We start from the raw sequence: 17,377 nt of genomic DNA, 5'->3' as shown, positions 1-17,377 counted from the left end.
GTGTTCCGTTTGTGTTTGTCAGCTGCGAGTTAGTGGTGTCTACCTGTTGAAGACTAATAACCGCAGAGGCAAACAGTTTACCGATGTATTATTGCTTGCCGTTGTTGCTCACTGAGCCGATAACGGAGGCTCCGGGCCAGTTCAAACTCGCTCAGAAAAAGGTTAACAAGCTGGTCGCGTTGGGCGTTCAGACTAGCCACTGTCGCTTCGGCCTGACCGCCTACCATTATCGCTTCCCGTAGTTGCCTGTGCAGGTCATCTATTTCGCCGGTCAGTTGCCTAACATGTCGTTCCCAGTCGGGCAGATGCCGCTTCCGGTCAGCTGCCTGTTGCTTGTCTGATCTGATACGGGACAGATCGTTTTCAAGGCTGATTCCGGTGTCTGACAAAACCTTTCCGGCCAGTAAAAACACAAAAAAGGTAAAAACGAACAGGGCCGTTGACTGAGCAATAGACTGGTTTGACAAGGCGTGTGTCAGCACAAAGACCGAGGCAGCAAAAGGCAATCCAATCGCCTTTATTACCTGGCGTCCTGTCAGTGCTGAACCTTCTTCATAAAAGAACGACGTTCGGCCAGACAAATTGAATATACCGGCCAGAAAGACACCTATGGCTATCCAATGGCTAGTAAAAACAGGGTAGAGGGCGTCATCAATCAATATAAATGTGCCAACAACTATGGCCGCCATTCCCAATAGACGGACCGTATGGCGAATCAGGCCGTCGCCAGTGATATCGCTGTTCGTCAGATCTTCGATGCGTTTCTGAAGCCCATTCATCTCAGCCTCACGCTGCCTGATCAGTCGATTCAGTGCGGTTACGGTTTCCGCACGTTGTTCGCGCTGGACCTCGCCCATCACTACCTGCTGGCGAAAATAGGCTGTAATCTCGGCAACTTTCTCGTCCGGTTGAGCATCCGATAAACCGAACAGGACCCCTTCATCGCGTAACGAATCTGAATCGGAGAGCCAGTGTGGACGTACTTCAGGAATGAGAGAAATCAGGCTGTCTATTGGCCCGACCGACTCCGGTAACGGCACAACCACTGAGCGTATGGGTAAAGGTGTGGGCGTGACTGGATGGGCTGTAGGCGGTACCGTGGCGCTGTTTTGGGAAAAGAAGGAGTAGAAGCGAGAGAAAGCAGTCATCGAAGGCGGGCGGGTAAATTAGCTCGGTGGGGGAGGGGAAGAAGCGAAGGTGTACGACCGTAGGGATTAGTTGACTACCGTGCCTGAAGACCGGCGGTTGAGATGGGGCGCAAAGCGTTTGAAAAGCACCCATGATAGCAGCAGCAGGCCACTGAAAATGAGCGAAAGAACGGGATTGTAATAAATGATAGCCAGCAGACACAGGATGGATAACGAGAGCGCAATCAACGGTACGACCGGGTAAAATGGGGTACTGTAGGTACGGATCATCGCTGGTTCTGTCTTCCGGAGTCGAAATAAACTCAACAGGCTCATAATGTACATACACAGGGCACCAATGACCGATAGGGTTATGATTTCGCCGGTGGTGCCTGAAAACAAGGCAGCCAAACCAACCAGACCACCAACGATCAGGGACCAGTGAGGAGTCTGGAAACGACGGTTCACAGTGGCCAGGAAATGCGGCAGATAACCGGCCCGAGCCAACGCAAAAATTTGCCGCGAGTACCCAAGTGTGTTCGCATGAAACGATGCGATGAGTCCAAACAGGCCCAACCCGGCAAACACTTTGGCCCAGGAATTTTGACGACCAAATACCATAACCAATGTTTCAGGCAACGGGTAATCGAGCTGGCTCAACTGCCGCCAGTCGCCTGCACCCGCGCAGAGGAGCATTGTTCCCAAAGCCAGCACAACCAGGGTGCCGATGCTAAGCAAATAACCGCGCGGAATGGTTTTGTGTGGATCCTTTACTTCCTCCGCTACCATGGCTACCCCTTCTATGGCTAAATAGAACCAGATGGCGAAAGGGAGAGCGGCAAATATGCCACCAATACCGAAGGACTCGTTATGGGCCAGTACATTTTCTGTCTTGTAAGCTGGGGCCACCAGCGCCATAAATACGACCAGCTCCACTACCGAGAGTGCTGTTACAATGACTGAGAAGTTCGCCGATTCTTTTACTCCAAGTAGATTGATGCCAATGAAGACAACATAGGAAGCAATAGCTACGCCCAGCACCGGTAAGGCCGGATTCAGAAAATGAGCATAGGCACCCAGGGCGGCTGCTATAGCCGGTGGAGCCATTAAAAAGTCGACCAGTGTGGCAAACCCGGCCAGAAATCCACCCGTTGACCCAAACGCCCGAAACGCATAGGCAAACGGTCCTCCTGCATCCGGGATGGCTGTTGTGAGTTCCGTATAGCTGAAAATGAACGTGAGATAAAGCACCGTGACCAGCAGGGTAGCAATCAGGAAGCCAATGGTGCCCGCAACAGCCCAGCCGTAGTTCCAGCCAAAATATTCCCCGGAAATAACCATGCCAACAGCGATGGCCCAGAGTTGGGTAGTCGAGATTACCTTTCGCAGACCAGGCTGAACCGGATCGTTCGCATTTCCTGCCTGGATCGACCGTGAAGGTCCGTTGGGAGGTTCGCCCATAAAAAGGGATATTATGAACGTAAGTGGTAAGTGAACAGGAAAGGGCAAGAGTACGCTATCAGGTTGCCGAAGAACTGGACGGTTTACGCGTACCGTTGTAAAAATACACGCTGGAGCGCACTCCACAGCCGTTTTTTTAAATTTTGATCGGCTTCAATTGTCGGTAGTGAATCGGCCATCAGAAAGTTAATTCCTTCAAAGCGAACCGGCGCGTAACGGTCCATCATAATGTCGAGGTTAATACGCTCGAATGGTACGCCAAAGGTGATGAAGTGATTGATGTATTTGCCCTTTAGCAACTCCGCAAAGTCTATATTTTGAACGCCATGAAGGTTCAGCAAGTCTACGCCGTTGACGTTCAAATTTACGGCTTTCAGGATCTTCTCCAGAAATAGCAGATTGCTGGGATCTAATTCTTCATCGGCTAACAGAAGCACTTTATGATTGAGCTGTGGTAAACGGGCTTGTTGCTGAATCGGAGGCAAAATCGAAGGCGTTGTAGGGCGTGGTGCGGGCTGGGGTAATGGCTCGGGAGTGGTTATAAGTACAACCGGTTCGGGCTGGCTGGCAACGGCAACCACGGGGGGGGGGGCGAGGTGCTCAACGACTAGTGGGATCGGTTCTGGAGAAGTTGCCAACCGGTCCAGCTCCACCAGGAAATCATCCTCGATCTGACTTACAGGTTCTACTATTAATTCGCTGGATGGCTTCTCTGTGATCGGCTCGGTAGCGCCCCAGCGTTCGTTATCCAACCTGAAAAGCTGTTCTGTCTGGTAAAAGGTCTGGTAAAAATTAGTTGCTGACATAGGCGGGCGACTCAGAGAATGAAACGTTGTTCATTCTCTGAGTCGGGTTCATTTGCTTAATTTATACCACTTTACCGCCTTTAATGGCTCACGCCGACCGTCGAACGTGCGTTCTAGCGGGCCATAATGTTTGGTAAGATAAGTTAGGATAGCAGGTTCTGATTCGCCCAGATCCCACAGTTTCTGAGTTTGCTGCATCCACCGGATGCGCTCTACCCATTTCTCGCGCGAGAAATGGCTTTGCAAAATCAGCTTGCTGCTATGACAGGCTGTACACTGGCCCTTCACGAGCATGAACTGATCATCCAGCGCCAAGCCCGTTTCAGGATCTTTCCCGGCCGAATCGGATTGGATATAGGCGTTTGAAGCTAACTTGTTCGGTTGGTGGCCGTAGTTGTCTTTTTCAATTTGAATCGACGGAGCAATGGCCGACACGAACAGCGCAAACGCCAGTAGGCCTACTCCAGCTTGTGTAATTCGAATCATCCTGTTTTGATAAAATCAACCAATTTTTACTGCAATCCGGTGGCAGGCGTTGTTACAATACCCTTCCGGGTTCCACTGTGGCATTACCATCGGCTGCGAAACACCGGCGTCGTCGGTAGCTCGCGCCCAGACCTCATAATAGCCGGGTTTGGGAAAAGTTACAGTAGCTGACCAATGTTGCCATGCCAGCCGGTTCTTTGCTGCTTTAAGATCCGCCTTCTGCCAGGTCGAGCCGAAGTCGATGGATATTGATAAATCACGTACCGACCGATCGCCTGCCCAGGCGTGGCCACGTAATGCAAGAGGCTGCCCGCCTGTGAGCAGCGCGCCTGTCTGCGGAAAGGTGATGAGTGATTTCACCGGCATGGATTCAATGATACGAAACTGATCTTCGGGTGGGTCCTGACCCGGTTCTACCGGATTGATGGGCAACTTATAGCTTTTGCCGGTCATTTTGGCCCCATCGTGTACTTTGTTACGCACGGCGATCGTGTGTAGCCATTTTCCCGACACCGATGCCGGCCAGCCGCCAATAACCAGCCGGAGGGGAGCCCCATGAACCAGGGGGATGGGGCTCCCATTCATTGCCCAGGCAATTAAGGTCTCATCTTCGAGGGCTTTCCGCATTGGTACGCCCCGCGAGATAACGGGCTTGGTTGGGTCCAGGCTAACATGCAAATCTTTGCCATAGTAACCAATGTAAACGGCATCGTTAGTCACGCCTACATCGGCCAGAATATCTTTAAGCCGAACACCTGTCCACTCGGCACAGCCAACGCCCCCGTCGGTCCACTGGTTACCTGATGTTTTAGGGAAATAACCAGCCCGACCGTTACCAGCGCATTCGAGTGTTAACTGATATGTATACGGTTTGAACTTCTTTTTAAGCTCTGCCAGTGTATATGTTTTTGCTTTTTTGACTGACTCGCCATTGATTGTCAACGTCCAGGTGTCAGCCGTTATCGATTCGGGCAGTAGACCATTATTACGGATGAACAGCTTGTCGGCGGGTGTAATAGCATCATCCAGTAAATGCGCGGGCGTTTCTACATTCCAGGGCTTATCGTTCAATACAACCAGCCCTTTATGCTTAGTCGCCATTGGATCGATCTCGGCCCTCAACGGAAGGTAATAGGGAGGAAGTTTGTCAGCGAAGACAATTTCGGTCCCTAATAACGTGGTCAGGGTAGCCAGCGAACTTTTTTTCAGGAAACCCCGGCGGTCGAAAAGTGTACTGATTCGTTTATGCAAGGCTGTACTGGTAAGGGTAACAATTACTGGTTTAGTGTCCAAATTTACGCAAAAAAAGCCAGCCCTGTTCTAGTTATAACAGGGCTGGCTGAACGAAGTGAAGCGGGTGGAAATACCAGTTTTTTGTAGAGGAAATCAATCCAGCAGATTCCTGATTCGAGTGTTATAGTTAACGTTTAAACTAAGCTAGTTACGGTAGATACGAATTATTGTGTAAAGGTAAGTATAAATACTTTATTAATTAAGTAGTACTTAAGCACTATTTAATAAAAAAAGCGACTATATCCAGTCGCTTTTTCACCTATAAATTCTGAAGTTAAGCGGCTACCGATTGCCGGTATATAATAGCTTCCCGATCAGGACTGGTTGAGATAAAGCTGATGGGTACGCCTAACGACTCTTCTAAAAAATAAACGTATTCAGCCAGTTCAGCAGGCATATCGTCGAATTGACGAATAGCGGCCAGATCTGTTTTCCAACCCTTAAAGGTTTTGTAAACAGGCTTTAAGTCTGTATCGGTCTGGTCATAAGGAAGGTGCTCGGTAGTACTACCCGGTCCATCGCTGCTGTCTGGATACTGATAATGCGTACAAACCTCAATTTCGTCGAATATATTCAGGACGTCGACTTTCATCATGACCAGCTGCGTAACGCCATTGATCATAATGGCATACTTGAGTGCCGGTAAATCGATCCATCCGCACCGGCGGGGCCGACCCGTAGTGGATCCGAACTCACGGCCTTCCTGCCGCATTTTTTCACCTGTTTCATCCAGCAACTCCGTTGGAAAGGGGCCACTGCCAACGCGGGTACTATAGGCTTTGAAGATACCGTACACCTCGCCGATTTGCTTGGGAGCAATACCCAAACCTGTGCAGGCACCGGCCGCCATTGTACTCGATGAGGTTACAAACGGGTAAGAGCCAAAATCGATATCCAACAATGAGCCTTGCGCCCCTTCTGCCAGAATTTTCTTGCCCGATGTCAGTGCGTCATTAATGGCGTACTCACTGTCGGTAAGTTGAAACTGTTTCATGAACTCAACCGCAGCAAAGAATTCTTCCTCGGCCTGTGGTAGCACTGAAGCATGGTCGAAGTTATTCTGGTCGAGGATAAGTTTATGAGCCTCTACCAACTTGCCATATTTCCCCCGGAAATTAGAGGACAGTATATCACCAACCCGTAAACCCTGGCGGGCTACTTTGTCCTGATACGTTGGGCCGATACCACGCAGGGTCGAGCCAATCTTCGATTCTCCTTTTGCCTGTTCGTAGGCCGCGTCCAAAAGACGGTGTGTAGGGAGGATAATCGAGGCTTTTTTCGAGATCAGCAGGTTCTCATGCAGGCTGAGTTTGTACTTAGCCAATCCGTCAATTTCCTTTTTGAACACAATTGGGTCAAGTACAACCCCATTACCGATAATGTTAAGGATATCGCTGCGAAAGATACCAGAAGGAATCTGATGCAGGACGTGCTTAAATCCGTCAAATTCGAGCGTATGCCCGGCATTAGGTCCACCCTGAAACCGAGCTACAACCTGATATTGTGGCGCAAGTACGTCCACAATCTTGCCTTTACCTTCGTCGCCCCACTGGAGGCCTAATAAAACATCTACCATTTATTTATTCGATTGATAAAGAGCACGTTGATATGGTCGCTCATCATCGTTAAACTTAAAAAGCTTATGTTAACCCTGGTACTGGGTGAATGTCGCAGACTGACTACTCTTCTACCGGAACCTGTACTCCCTGCTGATCTTTCTCGGTCACCTGACGGTTTTCACAAAGGTCGCGGGCACAGGAACCGTAAAAAATAAGCGAATGGTGCATCACGTTGAACTTGAGCATATCACCCACCATGTTCTGAATATTCTGTACACGTGGGTCACAGAACTCCATAACCTTATGGCAGTCCGTACAAATCAGGTGGTCGTGCTGGCGGTAGCCATACGATTTTTCGTATTGCGCCAGGTTGCGGCCAAACTGGTGTTTGGTTACTAAATCACAATCCACCAGCACATCAAGCGTGTTATAAACTGTTGCGCGGCTAACGCGGTATTTTTTGTTTTTCATCGAGATAAACAACTCATCCACATCGAAGTGGTCTTGCCGATTGTAAATCTCCTCCAAAATGGCAAAGCGCTCAGGTGTTTTCCGCAGCCCCTTCCGTTCGAGGTAAGCCGTGAAAATCATCCGGGCGTTTTCTAAATTCGATTGCGTCGGCGCAGGCATATCTGTTCCGGTTGGTTTGAAAGTGCAAAGGTAGAGAAAGGAATGACAAACAATGAATGAAGGTCAGGTTGTGAACTGTTCAGGCCCAACCTTCACCCGATCAGGAGTCGAACCGGGTTACATCGAACACCCCCGGAACCCGTTCCAGTTTATGCATGAGGGTTTCGAGGTGACCTGTGTCATGAACGTACAGCCGGATATTTCCTTCGAAAATCCCATCTGTTGAGTCGATCGTAACAGATCGCATGTTTATGTGCAGTTCGTTGCTGATAACACGTGTTACATCGTTTACCAGGCCTACACGATCTGTTCCGGTAATACGCAGGCCCGCCAGAAAAGCCAGTTCCTTCTGGGAGGTCCACTTGGCTTTGATGATCCGGTTGCCGTGGTTCGACATCAGTTCAACCGCGTTCGGACAGGTAACCCGGTGAATTTTGATTCCATCGTTGATCGTAACGAAACCAAACACATCGTCGCCTGAAATTGGATTACAACATTTGGAAAGTGTATAGTCGATCTTGTCCATGTCCTCACCAATGAGCAACATGTCGGCATCGGCTCGTTCGCCATGAATCTTTTTGAGCTCTTTCTCGAACGTTTTCCCATCGGGGATGGTATCGGTGTTCAGCTTGTTGGCCCGGTTTTCTTTCGCTTCCTTGTCGGATTTGAATTTTTTCAGCTCCTGTACATCGATATGTCCTTTACCAATCCGGTAAAAAAAGTCGTCCGTAGTTTTGGAGCCAAAATAAGCCCGTAGCTGGTTAATGACTTCGTTCGTCATCTCCATCCGCAGCACCCGCAGTTTCTTGGCGACCAGTTCCCGGCCATCGGTCACGAACCGTTTATTGTCTTCTTTGATCAGGTCTTTGATCTTGGTTTTGGCCTTCGACGTTACCACGAATCGCAGCCAGTCTTCGCTGGGCTTCTGGCGGTTCGAGGTGATAACCTCAACCTGATCGCCATTTTGCAGCACATGGCTGAGTGGCACAAGGGTGTTGTTCACTTTCGCGGCCATACACCGCGCCCCAATCTGGGTGTGAATGTCGAAGGCAAAATCGAGCGCTGTGGCTCCGCGTTGCAGGACTTTTAGATCACCTTTGGGGGTAAACACAAAAACCTCTTCGCTGTATAGATTGCTGCGGAAGTCATCGACAAATTCAATGGCGGCTTTTTTATCTCCTTTACCCGCCGATTCGATCATGTCACGTACCTGGCTGATCCACGATTCTATGCCGGCCCCGGTTTGGGTGTCATTCCCCTTGTATTTCCAGTGGGCTGCGTACCCTTTTTCTGCAATCTCGTTCATTCGTTCCGACCGGATCTGTACTTCAACCCACTGGCCGGACTTGCTCATGACGGTGGTATGGAGCGATTCATACCCGTTCGTTCTTGGGCTACTGATCCAGTCTTTAAGCCGGTCGGGATTGGGCTTGTAATGGTCTGTAACGATCGAGTAAGCCCGCCAGCAGGCGGCTTTCTCCTCTTCCAGGGGTACGTTTAGGATTATACGTATGGCAAAGAGATCATAAATCTCTTCAAATGGCTTTTTCGACTTATCAAGTTTGGTCCAGATCGAGTAAATCGATTTTGGTCGGCCTTTAACGATATACTGAATACCCGTTTCGGCCAGATCCTGCTCAATAGGTTCGATGAAGCGGCCAATAAACCGGTCGCGGGAGAGTCGGGTTTCGCGTAGTTTCTTGGCAATGTCCCGGTATGCATCCGGTTCAACATGTTTAAGGTAAAGATCTTCAAGCTCCGATTTGATCGCATACAACCCTAACCGGTGGGCGAGGGGGGCATAGATATAGATCGTTTCAGACGCAATCTTTAACTGCTTGTCGCGGGGCATCGAATCCAGCGTTCGCATGTTATGTAATCGGTCGGCGAGTTTGATCAGAATCACCCGCACATCGTCCGAAAGCGTCAACAGCATCTTCCGGAAGTTCTCGGCTTGTTGTGAGGTTCCGTACTCGAAAATGCCCGAAATCTTGGTTAGACCATCAATGATCTTGGCCACTTTAGGACCAAAGGCCCGGTCAATATCAGCAATTGTTGTGTCTGTATCCTCAACAACGTCGTGGAGCAGAGCGGCTACAATGCTGGTCGTTCCCAGACCGATTTCCTCCGCTGCAATTTGTGCTACGGCGATCGGGTGATAGATATAAGGCTCGCCCGACCGCCGACGCATGTCCTTGTGCGCTTCGGCCGATGTGTTGAAAGCTTTTTTTATCAGTTTGGCATCGTTGTCTTTCAGCAACGGTTTGGCGGCCCGTAATAAGCGCCGGTAGCGTTTAAGGATTTCCTGGCGCTCTAGTTCTAAGTCAATGACGGGTTCGGCAACCGTCCGGGGTTCGGTGGCATTCATCAGGATTGGCGTCTGGGCAGCTAGTGGCCCTGTTAGGTTGGTTGTACTCGTACTACCAATGTAACAATTAATTAATGGAAAATTGAATGGGAAGCCGGTAAAAATAAAATCATTGACATTGGATTTGGGAAGTTTAGAATTTTTCGTACTTTTGCACCCTCAAAAGGATAAAATAGCTGGTCGTTTTTGGCCGATTTTATCCGGCAACCAATGCTTTTGAGGTCAGGCTATGCGGGCGTGGCGAAATTGGTAGACGTGCCAGACTTAGGATCTGGTGCCGCAAGGCATGGGGGTTCGAGTCCCTCCGCCCGTACAAAGTTTTGAATGAGTGATTGAGTGAATGAGTGAATTGTATTTTGTCGTACTGACTAACATTCGCTCAATCATTCATTCGCTCATTCACCATTTTAAACCGATACAAACGTGGATATTACCTTAGAAAAAGCCAGCGACACCAATGCCTCGCTGAAAATCACACTCACGCCAGCCGACTACAAACCTGAGGTTGATAAGAAACTCAAAGATTATGGTCGTAAGGTACAGTTGAAAGGGTTTCGGCCTGGTCACGTACCCGCTTCGCTCGTTCAGAAAATGTACGGCAAGAGCATCATGGTCGATGAGATCAACGCGATGCTGAGCAAAACGGTAAGTCAGTATATCCGCGAGAATAAATTACAGGTTGTTGGCGATCCTGTTCCCGACCGTGAACTGGCCGAAGCCATTGATTGGGATAGCCAAACCGATTTCGCATTCAGCTATACACTGGGTCTGGCGTCGGAATTTGAGATTGATTTTGCTGACCTGCCCAGCGTTACCCAATACGAAATACAGGCTGGCGATGCCGAGGTAGAGTCAACGATCACCGACCTGCGTCAGCGGTTCCATACCCATGGTCATGGTGAAGACGTGATCGACGGCGATACGATCTATGGCGAATTGAAGCAGGTGAACGCATCGGAAGGTTCGGATGCCTTCACGGCTAAGACCGCCTTCCCAATGAACCAGATGGCCGACGACGCTAAAGCGCAATTTGTCGGGACCAAGAAAGGAGACGTGGTAACGTTTGTACTGGAGCAGGCTTTCCCCGATGAAAAAGCACGCGCTACGGCTACGGGGGTAAAGAAAGAAGAAGCTGCTGACCTGACAGGTGAATTTACGTTCGAAGTCGATGACATTACCCGTAATGAGCCTGCCGAACTGAATCAGGAGTTCTTTGATAAGGTGCTGGGCGCTGGCGCGGTAGAAAACGAAGAGCAACTGCGCACGAAAGTGGCCGAGATCGTTCGGTCAAACTACACGCGTGAAGCGAATCAGTTGCTGCGGTTAGACATCGAAAAAACGTTGCTCGACAACACACCGATCCTGTTACCCGACGAGTTTCTGAAAAACTGGCTTCTCGAAACGAACGAAGGTAAGTTTACCCCTGAGCAGATCGAAGAGCAGTATGACGACTTTACCAAATCGGTGAAGCTTCAGCTTATTAAGAATAAAATTGCCGATCAGGCAGACATCAAGGTGGAGTATGATGAAGTGCTGGCTGTTACCCGCGATATGGTTCGCGAGCAGTTTGGCTTCATGGGCGGAGAGAACGAGGAGATGAATCAAACCATCGACCGAATTGCCCGGAACTACCTGATGGATGAGAAAAACAACGGTCAGAACTACAGCAGTACGTTCAACCGGGTTTATGATGATAAAGTAACTGAATATGCGAAGACACAGTTGACCATCGTAACGCAGGAAGTAACGGTTGATGAGTTCAAAGGACTGGTCGAAAACCGGTAGGGTTTAACCGCACTATATTTTTATACACAGAAGGCCCGCCAGTACTGGCGGGCCTTCTGTGTATAAAAATATAGTGCGCCGACAAATCCAGAGGCTGCTGTTTTATTCTGCCAGCCATTCATTTTCAATAGCCTGGTATTGTTTGCCTCTATCTTCCTATTTAATGAGGACTGGTGTGGTGAGGGTAAAAAGAAAGCCGATCCGAAATAGCCCGGATCGTAGCTATGTGGTCGATTTATCCCCGGTGGCTCTATTTCTAAGGCGAAACCACGGGCAGTCTGGTTTATGAACTATACGTGAATCAGGGAAAACGGGCGTTGCCTGCTGCTCACTACCCGGTTTCAGGGTGAAAACATCTTTTCCCAAAATCGATTTTATACAATACTATGAAACATTCAATCCTGCTTATAGCGCTGTGGCTGATGGGCGTATCGGCTACCGCTCAAACGAAACCGGTCTCAACCTCTTCATCGGCTATTGTCACAACCGTTGAAAGTATAACGGACAAACGCTTTTTGCCCGACACAGCCTATGCTGCCCTGTCGACCGAGGATATTGACTTGTTAACCAAAGAGCCGGTGGCCAACTGGGGATTACCCCTGGAGTCAGGTCCAGCCATTACGTATTACAACCTGATCATTGGAACGCGGTCTTACCAGCTACTGATTACGCAGGCTCCCAAGGCTTCCTATCCGACAGCTACCCTGTTACGATTCATTACCCCCAAGTCGAAGCCGGAACCAATAGCCAGGGGTACGCTGCGGCCGAAGACTGAACCTGCTTCAAAGTAACTTCCTAAGCCGCTGGTAACGAATAAGCTTCCAGGTCAGTCACATCGGTTGCGTACGTTGTTGACGGGGCGCAGATGGTGAAAACCGGTGTTTCTTCAAAGCGGGAGGCAACCATGATTTCGGTTGTTTCCCGATGAGGCATGAACAGGTCGATGGCCAGCTGGGGACTGTTATTATCTCTAGACAGGTGAGAGAGCAACAAATGGCTCATATATGAAGGTTTGTGTGCCTTAAACAGATCCAGCGCCTGCTGGTTCGACAAATGGCCTTTTCCACCCCGAATGCGGTGCTTGAGAAAGGATGGGTAGGAGCCTCGCTCCAGAAGCTGTTCATCGTAGTTAGCCTCCAGAAACACCGCATGGCACTGACGGAAGTGATGAATCAGGTGTTCGCAGGGCGCGCCAATATCGGTGAACACGCCCACATTTGTGTCCTGGTAGGTAATCATGAAGCTATGGGGGTCAATGGCGTCATGAAACTTAGGAAACGCAGTGATCGAAAGTTCGCCGATCTGGATAGGTTCGTAAGCCCGTAAAGGATAGATAGGAAATAAGTTGGGTGACAATCTGGCCTGTTGCAGCGTAGATGGGGTTCCAAATACGGGTAATTGGTATTTTTTTGCCAATTGTGCAATGCCTCGTATGTGATCACTATGTTCATGAGACACAAAAATGGCCCGCACCTTCTGCATCGTTAGCGCCAGCCGCTGCATTCGTTTTTCAGTTTCGCGGCAGGATATGCCGGCGTCAATTAGAACAGCATCATGCTCATTGCCAACATAGTAGCAGTTGCCGTTGCTGCCTGAATTCAAAGAAGTAATGTAAAGCGACATTATAAGCCGGGAATAATAATTTCTGAACCGTGACCTCGTCCCAAATGGATGAACAATGTACTACTTTAACTACAGTAATAGCGCAAACGGTATCGATAAAAGAAAGCGTTGTTCCTGTTACGGGGTACGTGAAAGATAATCACCGTTTGAAAACAGGCGAGATGAGTAAAAAATGCCAGATCATCAGGCAGTTAGGCGGGTGGGTCTAAACAGTGGTAGAATTTAATGACGTTTAAATGTCATTCTATTTATAATACTAAGTATATATATCCTATAGTTTTGTAATTTCGAACACTCAAACATAACTAAACCACAGTTTATGATCAATTCAAGTGAATCCTTGATTTACGTAGTTGATGACGACGAGGACGAGCATTGCCTGCTACAAACAATTTTCAGCCGATACCACCAGGATTGTAGGCTAAAATGTTTCAATAATGGAGCTGAGTTGTTCACTCAGTTAACGCATCAACTGGATGGGCGTCTTCCTGATCTGATCTTACTCGACCTTCACATGCCCGTCTTGAATGGGTATGAGGTGTTGCAGTTGCTGAAGAAAAATAGCGATTGGTGGTCCATTCCTGTCGTTGTGCGAACCTTATCTGAAAGCGATAGTGAGGTTAATCGGTGCCACGACCTTGGTAGTAATGCCTTTGTGGTAAAATCGGCTAATTACCGCCAGTTGGCTAACTCGATGAGCGCGCTTCGTTATATGTGTTTCAATTAAAATAAACACACATTGCCAGCATTATAACTTGTCCCCGGATTCGATGGGGCCATAAGCCTTCTGCTTTAGTGACATGTCGCCTAACTAGTGACAGTTACCAGGCGGAGGGTTTTTCGCGTTATGCAGGACATACAAGGAGAATATCTGCAGCCTTATCAGTTCTATATGGCTTCACTAAACTCTTTCTGCTTGGCGCTACGTACCTCTCACCACTTCTGTCAGAAGGCACCTAAACCGATCTGTTCGGAATCATGACCTGTTTAAATCTTTTCAATGAAACGTATCATTATTGTATGTTTTAAACGTTTGTTTAAAAAAAACATTTGATTCTTTTGTTTGTTATTTATTAACACCCTACTTTTGAGCAGTAAATGAAAAGAAAAATGGAATGTTTCTCATCAAAGTCTACAGAAGAGCGCATCCGGGAAGCCGCTAAGCGGGTATTCCTGGAGAAGGGGTTCGATGGAGCTACGTCAAGAGACATTGCCGAAGCAGCCGGTATCAATATAGCCTTAACCAACTACTACTTCCGTAGTAAAGAGAAACTGTTCATCAACATCTTCGAAGAGATGTGTGAATTGTTTTTCAAGGGTATGATCGATATCATGAACAAGTCGATCACACTGCGCGAAAAGATTGCGGAGATAATCGCCCATGATTTTCGGTTAATGAAAGAGAATCCTTCTCTGTCGCTATTCATTATGACCGAAATTCACCGGAACCCGGATCGGATGGTGAATGTGCTGGGTGGCATGAAGCAGATTCATCATTCCATGTTTGAGCAGCAGATTCAGGAAGCTGTGAAACGGGGTGATATTCGGCCGATCAGTGCTATTCATCTTATGCCGATGATGGTGGCTAACGTTCAGTTCGTGTTCATCGGTAAAGCCATGCACATGAAGATGTGGCACATGAGCGAAGCCGATTTTGATGCCTTCGTTGATAAACACCAGGAACTGGTTGTTGAAATGATCACGTCGTTCTTATTTGAATTTGAAAAGGCTTGACCTTTTTTTTGTCCACATTTTAAACAAATATTTAAAACGAATTATTATTTGCATTGTTTAAAACAAACCTTCCATTGCTTCGTATGAAAACGCTTTTACGGTATCTCTTAACTATTCCTTTGCTGGCAGGTTCGGTTGCCAGCGCACAGGATGCAACACTTGATCAGTTGGTTACCAAGGCTTTATCTGGTAACTACAGCGTTCAGGCAGCTCGTCTGGATGAACTGAAGACTGAGGCACAAATAGCCGAAGTAAAGGCCAGCGGCCGCCCGCAGGTAAATCTGGCCGGCGATTACCGCCGGTACCTGAAAATTCCTGGACAGGTAGTACCTGCCTCTGCCTTTGGCGGTCCTGAAGGATCTTATTCGGTACTGGCTTTTGGACTTCCCTATAACCTGTCAACGTCCCTTCAGGCAACGCAACCACTCTTCAACCAGTCCCTGCTGATTGCCACAAAAGCGGCCAAAGTCAGTCGGGACCTGTCGCAGTTGCAAACGCAGAAAACAAAAGAGGATGTTGCTTACACGGTGTCGGCAACGTACTACAACCTTCAGGCAGTTGCCCAGCAGATTTCATTTCTGCAAACGAACATGACCGCCACCGACCGGCTCATTAAGATTACGGATCTGCTTCGGCAGAACAAGCTGGCAAAAGGGATAGATGTTGACCGGCTGCAACTCAGCAAAACAGCCTCGCAGACCCACATAGAATCCCTACAGGCGACCTATAATGAGTTGCTGAACACGCTGAAATTCCTGACCGGCATGACCCAGACGGATTCACTGCGGGTTAGGACGGCCATTGACGAGTCGGTACCGGTGACCCCCGCCAATGAATACACCATCAACCGAACAGACCTGCAACTGCTCGATCAGCAAAAGAACCTCAACGGGCTGGAACAACGGAATATTAAAGCAGGCTTCACCCCAACTGTTTCGGCTTATGGTGTAGCGAACAGCACCGTGTATGCCACGGGTGGCGACAATGCCTATATCAAAAATGTGCCGGGCTACTGGCTTGGCCTTCAATTGAACTGGAGCGTCTTCGATGGCCTCGCCCGGAAAGCCAGACTCGGTCAGAAACGCATCGATGAACAGAAACTGGATGTGCAGACCCGGCAGGTCCGTGAATCAATTTCGCTGGATATTGCCAATGCCCGCAACAAGTTTCTGGTGGAGCAAACGAACCTCACAACCAACCAGGGGCAGGTGGAACTTGCCGGAAAGGTGTACACCCAAACGCAACTTCAATTCAAGGAAGGCACGGTCGATATCACCGACGTAGTACAGGCCGAAAACTCCCTCCGCGACGCACAGAACAACTACCTCAATACACTGGTCAACCTCCGCACCGCCGAGCTGAACTGGAAAAAAGCTACTGGCACTTTAATCAGCCGCTAGATCAACCATTCTTTTTATACAACCAACCATCTCTTTACAAACGCTATGAAACGTATTATCACCGCCGTTGTGCTGGTCGCTACGCTGGGTCTGACGGCCTGGACACTGGTCAACAACAAAAAAGAAGTTGAAGCGAAAGTTTACAAGCCCAATCCCGACCAGAAAGTAGGCGTCCGGACGGCCGTTGCTACACTGCGGAGACTGACGCAGGAGAATGAATTTCTGGGCTCGTTTTCTCCCAATCGGGAAATTGAGATCCGGCCGCAGGCGGGTGGGCAGATTGTCTCATTGCCCATTGAGGAGGGGCAGACGGTGGGCGCAGGTCGCCTGATTGCCAAACTGGACGACGAACAGCTACGCTATCAGATCGAAGGACTCATGGTTACGCTGGAAGGTTATCAGAACGATCTGAAACGATACGAAACGCTGGTAAAAGGCGATGCTACCCCCGCCATTAATCTGGAACGGACAGAGCTGAGCATTCGCTCTACCCGGGCGCAGATCAAACAACTGCAAAAACAACTGGCCAACACAACCGTTACGACGCCCTTTGCCGGTATCGTGACCGAGAAAATGGTTGAGAAAGGCTCTGTTGTTTCGGTTGGTGCGCCCATTGCTAAAGTGACCGATATTTCGACCTTAAAGCTGGTTGTACAGGTGCCTGAAAAAGCCATCAATCAATTTCGGGTAGGCCAGTCGTTGCCCATCGTAACCGAAGTGTACCCCGACGCCCGGTTTATGGGACGGGTGTCTATGATTGCCGCTCAGGGCGATGCTGCCCACAATTACCCCATCGAAATTACGGTTCAGAACGTAGGTAAAAACCGGCTCCGGGCGGGTATGTACGGCTCCATCGCCAATACAAACAACCTGAAAACACAAACGCTGTCTGTGCCACGGCAGGCCATTGTCGGGTCTGAGAAACAGCCACAGGTGTACGTGATCGAGCAGGGGAAAGCCGTCCTTAAATCGGTGGGGGTTGGTGCTACCACGAACGAGTATTACGAGATAACACGCGGACTGAAAGCTGGTGATCAGGTGGTTACCAGCGGCCAGATCAACTTGCAGAACGGTACACCGGTAATCGCCCAATAATCGTCTTCAA

Annotated in this window: 15 protein-coding genes and 1 tRNA gene; 7 read left to right on the top strand and 9 right to left on the bottom strand. The window is 49.0% G+C overall.

The window, feature by feature from the left end; all coding sequences use genetic code 11:
* Nucleotides 1-77: 77 nt before the first annotated feature.
* The 8 genes from FH603_RS11590 to FH603_RS11555 form a co-directional block, all read right to left on the bottom strand.
* Entirely contained in the window at nucleotides 78-1,148 is a 1,071-nt protein-coding gene (locus tag FH603_RS11590; RefSeq protein ID WP_186737660.1) for a hypothetical protein, read from the bottom strand.
* A gap of 66 nt (nucleotides 1,149-1,214) precedes the next feature.
* Nucleotides 1,215-2,588, bottom strand: a complete 1,374-nt coding sequence (gene eat / locus FH603_RS11585; protein WP_186737659.1) for an ethanolamine permease — start codon at nucleotides 2,586-2,588, stop codon at nucleotides 1,215-1,217.
* 83 nt (nucleotides 2,589-2,671) lie between these two features.
* Nucleotides 2,672-3,394, bottom strand: a complete 723-nt coding sequence (locus tag FH603_RS11580; RefSeq protein ID WP_186737658.1) for a hypothetical protein — start codon at nucleotides 3,392-3,394, stop codon at nucleotides 2,672-2,674.
* A 48-nt stretch (nucleotides 3,395-3,442) separates the two neighbouring features.
* A complete protein-coding gene (locus FH603_RS28560) occupies nucleotides 3,443-3,880 on the bottom strand; it encodes a hypothetical protein (RefSeq protein ID WP_235985406.1) in 438 nt (145 codons plus the stop codon).
* Between the two features lie 15 nt (nucleotides 3,881-3,895).
* Nucleotides 3,896-5,131 (bottom strand): sulfite oxidase, encoded by a 1,236-nt coding sequence (locus tag FH603_RS11570; protein WP_208493084.1) that lies wholly within the window; start codon nucleotides 5,129-5,131, stop codon nucleotides 3,896-3,898.
* Between the two features lie 316 nt (nucleotides 5,132-5,447).
* Nucleotides 5,448-6,749: an adenylosuccinate synthase gene (locus tag FH603_RS11565; protein WP_186737657.1), complete on the bottom strand. Its 1,302-nt coding sequence runs from the start codon at nucleotides 6,747-6,749 to the stop codon at nucleotides 5,448-5,450.
* Nucleotides 6,750-6,852: 103 nt separating this feature from the next.
* Entirely contained in the window at nucleotides 6,853-7,362 is a 510-nt protein-coding gene (locus FH603_RS11560; RefSeq protein ID WP_186737656.1) for a Fur family transcriptional regulator, read from the bottom strand.
* A 100-nt stretch (nucleotides 7,363-7,462) separates the two neighbouring features.
* Nucleotides 7,463-9,730 carry a RelA/SpoT family protein gene (locus tag FH603_RS11555; protein ID WP_186737655.1) on the bottom strand — a complete coding sequence of 756 codons (2,268 nt, stop codon included), beginning with the start codon at nucleotides 9,728-9,730 and terminating at the stop codon, nucleotides 7,463-7,465.
* A 231-nt stretch (nucleotides 9,731-9,961) separates the two neighbouring features.
* On the opposite strand from FH603_RS11555, the gene FH603_RS11550 reads away from it, so the two are divergent.
* From FH603_RS11550 to FH603_RS11540, 3 genes are all read left to right on the top strand, one after another.
* Nucleotides 9,962-10,043, top strand: a tRNA-Leu gene (locus FH603_RS11550).
* A 110-nt stretch (nucleotides 10,044-10,153) separates the two neighbouring features.
* Complete coding sequence (tig, locus tag FH603_RS11545) at nucleotides 10,154-11,515, top strand: trigger factor (protein WP_186737654.1); 1,362 nt, start codon at nucleotides 10,154-10,156, stop codon at nucleotides 11,513-11,515.
* A 386-nt stretch (nucleotides 11,516-11,901) separates the two neighbouring features.
* Nucleotides 11,902-12,306, top strand: coding sequence for a hypothetical protein (locus FH603_RS11540; protein WP_186737653.1), 405 nt, complete (start codon nucleotides 11,902-11,904; stop codon nucleotides 12,304-12,306).
* A gap of 4 nt (nucleotides 12,307-12,310) precedes the next feature.
* Here the strand turns inward: FH603_RS11540 and FH603_RS11535 are convergent, their stop codons facing one another.
* Nucleotides 12,311-13,138 carry an MBL fold metallo-hydrolase gene (locus FH603_RS11535; protein ID WP_186737652.1) on the bottom strand — a complete coding sequence of 276 codons (828 nt, stop codon included), beginning with the start codon at nucleotides 13,136-13,138 and terminating at the stop codon, nucleotides 12,311-12,313.
* Nucleotides 13,139-13,457: 319 nt separating this feature from the next.
* On the opposite strand from FH603_RS11535, the gene FH603_RS11530 reads away from it, so the two are divergent.
* From FH603_RS11530 to FH603_RS11515, 4 genes are all read left to right on the top strand, one after another.
* On the top strand, nucleotides 13,458-13,865 hold the full coding sequence (locus FH603_RS11530) for a response regulator (RefSeq protein ID WP_186737651.1): 408 nt from the start codon (nucleotides 13,458-13,460) through the stop codon (nucleotides 13,863-13,865).
* A 383-nt stretch (nucleotides 13,866-14,248) separates the two neighbouring features.
* Nucleotides 14,249-14,872 carry a TetR/AcrR family transcriptional regulator gene (locus tag FH603_RS11525; protein ID WP_235985405.1) on the top strand — a complete coding sequence of 208 codons (624 nt, stop codon included), beginning with the start codon at nucleotides 14,249-14,251 and terminating at the stop codon, nucleotides 14,870-14,872.
* Nucleotides 14,873-14,955: 83 nt separating this feature from the next.
* Nucleotides 14,956-16,272 carry a TolC family protein gene (locus FH603_RS11520; RefSeq protein WP_186737649.1) on the top strand — a complete coding sequence of 439 codons (1,317 nt, stop codon included), beginning with the start codon at nucleotides 14,956-14,958 and terminating at the stop codon, nucleotides 16,270-16,272.
* Nucleotides 16,273-16,317: 45 nt separating this feature from the next.
* The gene (locus tag FH603_RS11515; RefSeq protein WP_186737648.1) at nucleotides 16,318-17,367 is read left to right on the top strand and encodes an efflux RND transporter periplasmic adaptor subunit; all 1,050 of its coding nucleotides are present in this window, start codon (nucleotides 16,318-16,320) and stop codon (nucleotides 17,365-17,367) included.
* Nucleotides 17,368-17,377 lie beyond the last annotated feature (10 nt).

The sequence above is a fragment of the Spirosoma utsteinense genome, from assembly GCF_014282275.1.
GTDB lineage: Bacteria > Bacteroidota > Bacteroidia > Cytophagales > Spirosomataceae > Spirosoma > Spirosoma utsteinense.
This window is presented reverse-complemented; position numbering and strand designations above follow the sequence as displayed.